This window comes from Nonomuraea sp. NPDC049784 (assembly GCF_040659615.1).
Taxonomy (GTDB): Bacteria; Actinomycetota; Actinomycetes; order Streptosporangiales; family Streptosporangiaceae; genus Nonomuraea.
Map to the genome: position 1 here is coordinate 1 of NZ_JBFAMX010000383.1, position 9,730 is coordinate 9,730.

Sequence of the window (9,730 nt, forward strand, 5' to 3'; positions counted from 1 at the left end):
CGCGGGCCCTCGGCCTCCGCCGTCGCCCGCGACCTGCTCCGCTGAAGGGCGGTTGCGGCTCTGTCCGAGCCGCGACCGCCGAGGTGGTTCAGCTCCTCGCTTCCCTGCGGGAGCGCGCGGCCGACGCCAGGACCTCGAGCAAGCGCTCCGTCTCGTCCCAGCCGACGCAGGCATCGGTGATGCTCTGTCCGTACGTCAGACCCTCGCGCGGGCCAGGCTCCTGCCGACCGGGAACGAGGAAGCTCTCCACCATCAACCCGGCGATACCTTCCTCGCCCTCCGCGATGCGAGCGGCCACCTCCCGGACCACAGCCGCCTGGCGCACGTGGTCCTTGCCGCTGTTGCCGTGGCTGGCGTCCACGATCAACCGCTCCGGCCGCTGTGCCTTGCGCAGCAGGGCGAGGGCGTCGTTCACGGATTCCACGTCGTAATTGGGACCGCCACGACCGCCGCGAAGAATGATGTGGCAGTCCGGATTGCCCTTCGTGCTCACCACCGCGGCCCGCCCCTCATCGTCAATGCCGAAGAAGACCTGCGGGTGAGCGGCGGCGTGCACGCCGTCGATCGCCACCTGCACGTCGCCGTCCGTGGCGTTCTTGAAGCCCACGGGCATGGACAGGCCGGAGGTCAGCTGGCGGTGCACCTGGCTCTCCGGCGTACGCGCGCCGATCGCGCCCCAGGTGACGGCGTCGGCGATGTACTGCGGGCTGGTGGGCTCCAGGAACTCGCAGCCGACGGGCAGCCCCGTGCCGAGCACGTCGAGGAGCACGGTGCGGGCCAGGTGCAGCCCTCGCTGCACGTCATGGCCGCCGTCGATGTCCGGGTCGTTGATCAGCCCCTTCCACCCGATGGTCGTTCGCGGCTTCTCGAAGTAGACGCGCATGACCACACACAGGGCGTCCTCCAGGCCGCGCGTGGCTTCGGCGAGGCGGCGGGCGTAATCGAGTGCCGCCTCCGGGTCGTGCACGGAGCACGGTCCGATGATGAGGAGCAGCCGGTCGTCGTCGCCGGCGAGGATGTCGCGTACGGCACGACGGCTCGCCGCGACGAACGCCTCTTTGTCCTCTCCCAGCGGTAGTTCCCGGCGAAGCTCCGCCGGGGCGGTCAAGGCTTCGAACGAGGTGACGCGTAGATCCCTGGTCACGGTCATGGGGCCTGCTCTCTGCGCTCTACGGCGATACGGCCCATGCCCGAGGGTCCGGAGCCGACCGCCTCAATGACGAAAAGGCAGAGACGAATCGCTCTGCCTTTTGGCTCCGGATGAACAGTTGATCAGCGCATGTGATCCTCGGCCCCACCCGGAGCCTGCACATAGCGCCAAAATCGGCTGTTCAACGACATGCCGCGAACGCTACCAGCGAGACCGGCCACGACTCAAATCGCACGCCCGGGCTCCGGATCGGACATCGGCCCTTCGGTAACCCCTCACTCCCCGTTTCCCAGCGGTTACACCGGCGCGGTCTAGGGTGCGTGATCTGTGAGTGCACCCGCCACTACCCAGCCCATCACCGCCAGGGACCCGTTCTTCGACAACGCCAAATACCTGGCCATCGTGCTGGTCGTGTGCGGTCACCTCATCGAGGACCAGCGGGACGCGGCCATCCCGCACGCGCTCTACTTCTACGTCTACGTCTTCCACATGCCGCTGTTCATCGTGCTGAGCGGCTACCTGTCGCGCCGGTTCACGTTCTCGGCGGGGAAGGCGCGCAAGCTCATCTCGACGCTGGCGGTGCCGTACCTGATCTTCGAGTTCGCGTACTCCCTGCCCAGGCTGATCCTGTACGGGAAGTTCGAGCTGAGCCTGCTGGACCCGTACTACCTGACCTGGTTCCTGCTCTCGCTGTTCCTGTGGCGGCTGTCGACGCCGGTGTGGCAGCAGCTCAGGTGGCCGCTGGCGATCGCGGTCGTCCTGTCGCTGCTGACCGGGATGAGCGCGCTGCCCGACGAACTGGCCATGAACCGGACGTTCGGCCTGCTGCCCTTCTACGTGCTGGGGCTGATGCTCAAGCCGGAGCATTTCGCGTGGCTGCGCAGGCCGTACATGCGGCTGGCCGGAGCGTGTGTGCTCGGGCTGGGGCTGGCGGCGGCGCTGCTCGTGCATGACCAGGTGCCGACGGAGTGGATCAGGTGGCGCCTGTCCAACTCGGCGCTGCACGTGGACGACCTCACCGGGACCGGCGTCCGGCTGGGGCTACTGGTGGCCGGGGCGGTGCTGGTGGCGGCGTTCCTCGCGGTGACGCCGGCGCGGCGCACGTGGTTCAGCGGGCTGGGCGCGGCCACCATGTACGCGTACCTGCTGCACGGATTCGTGGTCAAGGTCGCCGAGCGGTTCTCGCTGGGCGTGCCGCTGTCGATCCTGCTCGGCGTGGCCGTCGCCACGCTGCTCTGCACCTCGCCGGTCCGCCGGCTCTTCCACTGGGCGGTCGAGCCGCACATGTCCTGGGCCTTCACCCCTCTCCGCCGGCCGTGACACGGTGTCAGGTATGGCCATCGGCTGCAGCGATGACGGCGAGACACGTGGGCGAGCATCGCGAAGGTGATGTGAGGGTGCCAGACATCGAACCGTCGGACTTGGTAATGGCCGAGGCCGGTCTCGTTCTTGGCCGTCTGGAAGCACTCTTCGATGACCCAGCGGGCGATGGCGATGAGGTCCTCCATGGTGGTGCCGAGTTACTCGTCAGCAAGATCGAGCCTTTTCATACCGTTTGCGCGCAGCTCCTTTCGCGCTGCCGATGCTCCAGCAGTTGGAGTCCGTACTGATTTCAGTCCAGCGCTGCCACAACCTCGGTGGTGGTGCAGACAGTAGCGATGCGCGGGAAGATGTAGTCGAAGGCGAACTCATGGGCGCGCGCGTCGAGTGCGGTGACCGCGTCCTCGGGCAAGATCACCTTGAAGCCGAACTCGTCGGCGAAACGCGCGGTCTGCTCGACGCCGAAGTTCGTGGCGATCCCGGTGATGATCAGGGTGTCGATGGCGTGCTCACGCAACGCCTCTTCCAGCCCGGTGTTGTGGAATGCGCCCCAGGTGCGCTTCACGATCTCCAGGTCGCCGAGCACCCCTCCCACCAGTTCGCTGCCCGGTGGCTGCTGGGCAACGCCTGGCCGCTCGACCCGCACGGCGACAACGAGACCTCCCGCCTTTCGCACTGCGTCGGCCAGGGCGAGGGAGCGGGTGACCACGGCAGGTCCGGAATGCGGTGCGGTGGGCTGCTCAACGATGCGCGTCATCAGGTCGATAAGCAGCAGTGCAGTGCGGCGGGGCTCCAGTTTGTCCATGATCGGCATGGTAGCGGGCTAGATTCGGCTTCGAGCTTGTGGACGCGGACCGCGACCCCATCGCCCCGGCGGTCTACAGTGGGTGTCCACCCAGAAGGCCGCAGGGACGACGGTTGCATGCCGATTTCGCTCGGCGTGCATATCCCGGAGGATGTGGGCCCGTTCGGCTGGGTCGGCGGCAGCCATGTCAGACACGGGTTCGCCTTGTCGCTGCCCCGGGACGGCATGCTCAAGCACCCGGTCCTGGTCGCGGCCGACTGGCCCTGCCACTGGCTGCACGGCCAAAGCCTGCCGCCCCGTGGGGCACGGTGGACTGGAAGTCCGACCCCGGCTGGGAGTAAAACGCGGCCTCTGGTGACTCGCCCGAGCACCTGCGTACGCTCTGGGCGCGGCCGGGTGACCCGCTCCCCCGCCCTTCAGGCCGTCGGGCGCGTGCTCGTCCACCGCCAGCCGTCCGGCCTGGGCCATCTCCGCCCCGAGCCGCCGGGACGGACCGGTCAGCGGACCGACCACGGCAATATGTCGTACCGTCATCTCCACCACCTTTCCTGGCCGGGCCGGCTTAGGCTGGGCTGAACGCGTCGCCTTCGACGAGAATGAGCAGCCTGATCGCGGTCAGGACCACAGGAGCAGAACCAGCCCCACCAGCCTCGATCGGAAATGGGTCCGCTTCTTGCACGTCGAGTCCCCTTTCTCTGTGAATCGGCATCGACGTTGGTCGCGGCCCAGCCCTGTGCATCCTCCAGACGCGTCACGATCGGGCGGTGAACCGACGGCCGGACGTCCTCGTCGCGCCCGGTGCACGCCGCGCATCGGCCGCGTCCAGGATCAGGCGAAGTGCGACCAGACCCAGCCAGCCGAAACCGACGGCGAGGCTGACACGGTTCCACAGGCCGTGGTTATGGCCAACCTGAGTCTGGAAGTTGTACTGCGTGGCCGCCAGCATGAACGTCGCCGGCGTGGCGACGGCGGTGGTGAAGCAGTACCACATCCAGGCGCGCCGCCGTTCGGCGCCAAAACGCCGGCCGAGTACGCAGGCGAGCGCGGCGAGCGCGAGATACACGGCGAACGGCATGAAGCCGTGAATCGTGCCGTGGAGCGTCGGCTTGTCGGGCACTGAGCTATCCGGGTGGTAGCTGGGTGTGGGGTCCATGCTGAAGACGCCAGCCGTGATGAGTGCCAGACCGCAGGCGGTCGCCAGGATCGGTGCCGACCGGAAGCCGCGGCCGGTGGGCAGCGCCCGCCGCAGACCGACGGCGAAGGCGATCAGCAGCAGCCCGGTGACGATGAAGTTCGCGATCTGGATCCAGCCCCACCGGCCGAGGCTGAGTTCGCTGATGAAGTGGTCCACGGACCGGTAGCCGGGGCGCAGGGCGCCCTCGATGAGGATCACCACGACGAACAGCGGCGCGGCCAGGCCGCAGGCCAGCAAGGTACGGATCGGTGCCGGACGGGACCGGATCATCACTCACGCTCCTTAGCAACGCTAGAGTGGGCAGGTCGGCAACGATGCCTTAGCATTGCTAAGCTGTCAAGAGGTTCGTCGAACGGGAGATAGCGTGGACCGAGAAGCCATCGTCAGCGCGGCACTGAGCCTGCTCAACGAGACCGGGCTCGACGGGTTGACCGTGCGCCGCTTGGCTGAGCACCTCAACGTGAAGAACCCTGCGCTCTACTGGCACTTCTCAAGCAAGCGGGCGCTGCTCGACGAGATGGCGCAGATGCTTCAATCGCAGCAGGACTTCGGGCCGCCGCGAGACGGCGAGTCCTGGCAGCAATGGCTGACCCGGCGGGCACGCGAACGCCGCCAAGTCCTGCTGTCCCGCCGGGATGCCGCCCGGCTCGTGGCCGGCACCCGAGCGGGGCCGGCCCTCATCGAGAAGTTCGAAGCCGAGTTGAACGCGCTCGTGGCGGCCGGATTCACGCCGGCGCAAGCACTGCACGCCATCGGCACCATCACCCGCTACGTCAACGGCTTCGTGCTCGACGAGCAGGCCACGGCCGAGCACACTGCGGATGCCCCGCAGCCACCGGCCGCCGGCGACGTCTTCGGGGCCACTCCCACCCTCGCGGCAGCCATCCAGGAGGCCGGTGACAGCGACGCGGCATTCGAAGAGGGACTGCAAGTCCTGGTGGCTGGTATCGCGGCCCGCCGCGGGGCAAAAGCTTGACTCTACCGCCGCAGCCCGAACACCTCCGCGAAGTTAGCGCCGGTATGACCACGTGCACTGTTTCGGCAGCTCAGGATGCCCTGCGCCGCGCTGTTCCGGGGTGGAGGAACAGCGGTACAGCCGTTAATGCTGCAGCCCGATTTCGTGATGCTTGAGCCAACGTCGCCAGTAGTGGCTGCTACGAGCACGGGCCTGATGAGCGCGTCGGCGCTGCGACCAGGCGAGGGCGTAGGTGAGTGGGCGGGTGATCGTGGCGGTCAGGTGTGCCAGGAGACGGCGGATTTCGGCTGGTGTGAGGCGGACCAGGCCGCTTGGGCTTTTGGGGCGTATGCGGCGGTGACGGCTAGATAGGCGTTCGCCAGGGTGCTGTGACCGTGCCAGGCATCGAACCGTCGGACTTGGTAATGGCCGAGGCCGGTCTCGTTCTTGGCCGTCTGGAAGCACTCCTCGATCGCCCAGCGGGCGCCGGCGATGGCGATGAGGTCCTCCATGGTGACCGGGGCATGGCACAGGTAGTAGGCCAGCTCGAGTTCGCCCTTGGCGTTGGGGGCCAGGCTTCTGCGGACCAGCAGCCAGCGCTGGTAGCCGGGCTCGGCCTCGAAGTGCACCGTGGCGAGCGCCCAGTCATACAGGCGCTCGCCTTTGGCGCCGTCGCCGCAGGAGCGGCGTTTCCACGCCCCGGGCGACGCTTGAGCAGCCAGAGTGTCGGCGCGTGTGTCTCCGGTCAGTCCCATGCCGACGCTTTGGCTCTTGGGTACGGCCACCACGTAGCTCAGGCTCGAAGCTCGGCCTCCGGCTGCCCCCTCGGTGGCTCGGACGGTCTTTGCGGCTGGGTGACGATGATGCAATGACCCGCGTGATCACCGGCTCGCCCCCGACACAATTGATCGTCCTGCGCGGCAACTCGGGCTCGGGCAAGACCAGCGTCGCCCGCGCACTGCGTGAGGCGTACGGCAGGCCTGGCCTGGCGCTGGTGAGCCAGGACGTGCTACGACGCGAGATCCTCCGCGAGCTCGACATGCCCGGCGGCGTCAACATCGGACTCATCGACACCGTCACCCGCTACGCGCTCGACCACGGCCACCACGTCATCCTCGAAGGCATCCTCACGACCGCGAGATACGGGCCTATGCTCGAGTCACTGCGGAAAGACCATTCCGGCAGGAGCCACTTCTTCTATCTCGACATCCCCTTCGAGGAGACGCTCCGCCGCCACGCCACCCGCCCGCAGAGCGCGGAGTTCGGTGCGGAGTTGATGCGGGAATGGTACGTCGAGCGGGACCTCCTGCCCGGCGGGTACGAGACGGTCATCCCTCAGGACAGCTCGCTTCAGGAAACGGTAGGGCGAGTGCTCTCGTCGAGCAGGATCTCCATCAGTTCCTGAGGCGCGTCGCGCATGAGGTTGTGCGCGCTGTCGAGAGCGTGGGTGGTCCATGAAGGGTCCTGGCGCAGCCGCTCGTAGACAGGGGTGAACGGCGACTCGCCGTCCCACCCCGCCGCGTACACGTAGTCTCTGCGGCGGATGTGCGCGAGGTCGCCGGTGAGCCGGAGCGGCTGGAGCACCGACGCGAGCGGGTGGGCCGTGGCCCGCGGATCGAAGAACGGCAGCGGCCGGGTCGCGTAGCCGCTCTCCTCCACGTCCACGTACCACTGCCGCTCCTGGTCGGAGACCAGGCTCCAGCAGGAGTCGCCGCGCCCGGGCACCATGGCGTCCAGGTACACCAGGCCACTCACCCGCTCGGGCGCGCGGTCGGCGGCTCCGGTGATCACCATCCCGCCGTAGCTGTGGCCGACCAGAACGGCGTCCGTGACGTTCTCGGCCGCCAGCACCGCGGTCACGTCCTGGATGTGCGTGTCGAGGTTCACGCCGCCGTGGAGGAGGTGGCTGCGCTCGCCGACCCCGGTCAGCGTCAGCGGGTACGCACGGTGCCCATGGCTGCGCAGCCGCTCGGTGAGCTCGTCGAAGCACCAGCCGCCGTGACACATACCGGGGATCAGGACAAATGTCGCCATGGCCCTGGATATTAGCAGCGATCGAACCGATCGGTACTATCTTTGCGGATCGATCACGAGCTTGCCGATGGTGCGGCGGCTGCTGAGGTCGTCGTGCGCCCGCCGTACCTCCGACATCGGGTAGTCGCCACCGTGGACCACGCGCAGCTCGCCCGCGGCCACCTGCGCGGACATCTCCATGTACGCCTTGCCGAGGGTCGCCGCGCGGGCGAGGGCGTTCATCAGCCAGAAGCCGCTGACAGTGGCGGAACGGTGCTGCAGCGCACGTGGCGACACCGGCTCGGGCTCGACCCTGCCGGCCATCCCGTAGAAGGCGAGCCGGCCGAAGGGGGCCAGCGCGGCGATGCTCTGGTCGGTGACACGCCCGCCGGTCATCTCCAGCACCACATCCACGGGCTCGCCGCCGTTCGCCGCGCACAACGCCCCGGTGAGGTCCTCCGTCGCGGGGTCCACGGCCGCGTCCGCGCCGAGGGAGAGCGCGAGATCGCGCTTCTCCGGTGTGCTCGCGGTGGCGATGACCCGGCCCGCGCCGCGCAGCTTGGCCAGCTGTACCGCCAGCGAGCCGACGCCGCCCGCCGCCGCGTGCACGACCACGCTCTCCCCCGGCTGCACGCGGGAAGTGTGGTTGATCAGCCACCACGCGGTCAGCCCCTGGGCGAGCAGCGCGACGGCTGCGACGTCGTCAACCCCGTCGGGCACCGGGAAGGCGGTGTCCTCCGGGATCGCGGCCTTCTCCGCGTACCCGCCGTCGGGGATCATGGCGGCCAGCCGCCCGCCATCCGCGGTCCGGCCGACCACCTCGAGGCCGGGGATCAGGGGCAGCGCGACCGAGGCGAGGTAGGCGTCCTCACGCAGCAACGTGTCGGCGAAGTTCACCCCGCATCGCGCCACGTCGATGAGGACCTGACCGGCTCCCGGCCGGGGCTCGGGCACGTCCCGCACGGCCACGACCTCGGGGCCGCCGAACTCGGTGATCTGCACTGCTCGCACGTCGACTCCTTGGAATTAAGTACCCAACTGGTACTGCGTACCATAATGGATCGATGTTCAGCGGCGCTAGACTGATCCGGTGTCCCGACCCACCCTCCGTGCGCGCAACCAGCAGCGGGCCCGCGACGAGATCGTCGCGGCCGCCTACGACTTGTTCACCGAACGCGACTACGCCGACGTGACGGTCGCGGACATCGCCGATCGGGCCGAGGTCGGCCGCACCACGTTCTTCCGCTACTTCGGCGACAAGCAGGAGGTCGTCTTCGCCGGCGAGGAGGAATGGCTGGACAACGTCGCGCGGCGCCATCGCGAGCTGCGGCTCGACCACCCGCCGTCGCTGCCCGAGGCGCTGGCCCTGCTGCGCGACACCACGGAGGCCGTCTGCGCGTGGGCCACCCGGGACACCGCGCGCTATGTCCTGCGCGAACGGCTGATCGCGGAAAACCCCGAGCTCGACGACCGCATGGCCCGCAAGCACCGCCGTCTCGTCGAGATGATGGGCGAGAACCTGCGGCAGCAGGGAGCCTCGGCGGAAACGGCCGCGCTGGCGCCCCAGCTGGCGCTGGCGTGCTATAAGGCCGGTCACGAGATCGCGGCCGGCGACCCGGACACGCTGTGGCCGAGCGTGGCCGCGGCCTTCGACCAGCTCGGGGTGGTCTGAAGGGGATCCGGCATGGTAGGGATGATCGTTCTGTCGGTGGTCGTCGCGCCGGTCCTGACACTTATCCTCGCGGCGCTCGGCGGGCTGGACCTCGCCGGGCCGATGACCGGCCTGGCGGCGGCCTTCCTGCTGCGGGGGCAGCCCGTGAAGGGGGCCGTGGCCACCCTGTACGGCAGCGTCGCGGCGTTACCCGCCGGCTCTCTGCTGCCCTTTGCCATCCAGGATGACGGGACCGACTTCGGTGACCTGATGGCAGGCGGACCGGGCTGGGCGGCAGGAGCCGTCCTCGCCTACCTGATCGCGGCCAGGAAAGTGCCCCGAGCCGAGCCGCGCCCGAAGCCGCGGGCAGGGTCGATGGCGGTGGCCGCCTCGGTCGCCGCCGTGCTCGCCTGCGCGCAGATCTTGGCGGCCAAGGCACTCGAGGTCACGCTGTGGGTTGATTACCACGAATTCGACGGCCCCGGCTGGTATCGCGATCTCACCCACGCCGCCTGGTACCCGGCGGCTTCGGTCGTGATCGCCTCGTTGATCGCGGTACCAGCCGGGGCCGTCGAATTCGTGGTAATCAACCCACAGCGTGACCTCGAGTGCCTTGGCCGCCAAGATCTGCGCGCAGGCGA

General features: G+C 68.6%; 11 protein-coding genes and 1 pseudogene. 5 read left to right on the forward strand and 7 right to left on the reverse strand.

Annotated features, from left to right (window positions below):
* Window positions 1-88 precede the first annotated feature (88 nt).
* Window positions 89-1,150 carry a 3-deoxy-7-phosphoheptulonate synthase gene (locus AB0J09_RS44040; RefSeq protein ID WP_360705074.1) on the reverse strand — a complete coding sequence of 354 codons (1,062 nt, stop codon included), beginning with the start codon at window positions 1,148-1,150 and terminating at the stop codon, window positions 89-91.
* 327 nt (window positions 1,151-1,477) lie between these two features.
* Here AB0J09_RS44040 and AB0J09_RS44045 point away from each other — a divergent pair, with 327 nt between their 5' ends.
* On the forward strand, window positions 1,478-2,470 hold the full coding sequence (locus AB0J09_RS44045; RefSeq protein ID WP_360705077.1) for an acyltransferase family protein: 993 nt from the start codon (window positions 1,478-1,480) through the stop codon (window positions 2,468-2,470).
* Between the two features lie 47 nt (window positions 2,471-2,517).
* On the opposite strand, the pseudogene AB0J09_RS44050 reads toward AB0J09_RS44045, so the two are convergent.
* The 3 genes and pseudogenes from AB0J09_RS44050 to AB0J09_RS44060 all read right to left on the reverse strand — a co-directional run.
* Window positions 2,518-2,652: pseudogene (locus AB0J09_RS44050) on the reverse strand (IS701 family transposase); the annotation flags it as partial.
* A 110-nt stretch (window positions 2,653-2,762) separates the two neighbouring features.
* Entirely contained in the window at window positions 2,763-3,275 is a 513-nt protein-coding gene (locus AB0J09_RS44055; RefSeq protein ID WP_360705080.1) for an isochorismatase family protein, read from the reverse strand.
* A 751-nt stretch (window positions 3,276-4,026) separates the two neighbouring features.
* Window positions 4,027-4,740: a DUF998 domain-containing protein gene (locus AB0J09_RS44060; RefSeq protein WP_360705101.1), complete on the reverse strand. Its 714-nt coding sequence runs from the start codon at window positions 4,738-4,740 to the stop codon at window positions 4,027-4,029.
* Between the two features lie 94 nt (window positions 4,741-4,834).
* Between AB0J09_RS44060 and AB0J09_RS44065 the strand changes: the two genes are divergently transcribed.
* The gene (locus AB0J09_RS44065; RefSeq protein WP_360705083.1) at window positions 4,835-5,446 is read left to right on the forward strand and encodes a TetR/AcrR family transcriptional regulator C-terminal domain-containing protein; all 612 of its coding nucleotides are present in this window, start codon (window positions 4,835-4,837) and stop codon (window positions 5,444-5,446) included.
* Between the two features lie 257 nt (window positions 5,447-5,703).
* On the opposite strand, the gene AB0J09_RS44070 is transcribed toward AB0J09_RS44065, so the two are convergent.
* Window positions 5,704-6,180 (reverse strand): hypothetical protein, encoded by a 477-nt coding sequence (locus AB0J09_RS44070; protein ID WP_360705085.1) that lies wholly within the window; start codon window positions 6,178-6,180, stop codon window positions 5,704-5,706.
* 113 nt (window positions 6,181-6,293) lie between these two features.
* On the opposite strand from AB0J09_RS44070, the gene AB0J09_RS44075 reads away from it, so the two are divergent.
* Window positions 6,294-6,830 carry a kinase gene (locus tag AB0J09_RS44075; protein ID WP_360705088.1) on the forward strand — a complete coding sequence of 179 codons (537 nt, stop codon included), beginning with the start codon at window positions 6,294-6,296 and terminating at the stop codon, window positions 6,828-6,830.
* Here AB0J09_RS44075 and AB0J09_RS44080 read toward each other — a convergent pair.
* Both AB0J09_RS44080 and AB0J09_RS44085 read right to left on the reverse strand, forming a co-directional pair.
* Window positions 6,776-7,459, reverse strand: a complete 684-nt coding sequence (locus tag AB0J09_RS44080) for an alpha/beta fold hydrolase (RefSeq protein WP_360705091.1) — start codon at window positions 7,457-7,459, stop codon at window positions 6,776-6,778. The two genes, AB0J09_RS44075 and AB0J09_RS44080, sit on opposite strands and share 55 nt — an antisense overlap.
* Before the next feature lie 36 nt (window positions 7,460-7,495).
* A complete protein-coding gene (locus AB0J09_RS44085) occupies window positions 7,496-8,449 on the reverse strand; it encodes a zinc-binding dehydrogenase (protein ID WP_360705093.1) in 954 nt (317 codons plus the stop codon).
* Window positions 8,450-8,528: 79 nt separating this feature from the next.
* Between AB0J09_RS44085 and AB0J09_RS44090 the strand changes: the two genes are divergently transcribed.
* Together AB0J09_RS44090 and AB0J09_RS44095 are read left to right on the forward strand one after the other, a co-directional pair.
* Window positions 8,529-9,110, forward strand: a complete 582-nt coding sequence (locus AB0J09_RS44090; RefSeq protein ID WP_360705095.1) for a TetR family transcriptional regulator — start codon at window positions 8,529-8,531, stop codon at window positions 9,108-9,110.
* Window positions 9,111-9,146: 36 nt separating this feature from the next.
* A partial coding sequence (locus tag AB0J09_RS44095) for a hypothetical protein (protein WP_360705098.1) occupies window positions 9,147-9,730 on the forward strand: 584 nt, incomplete at its 3' end.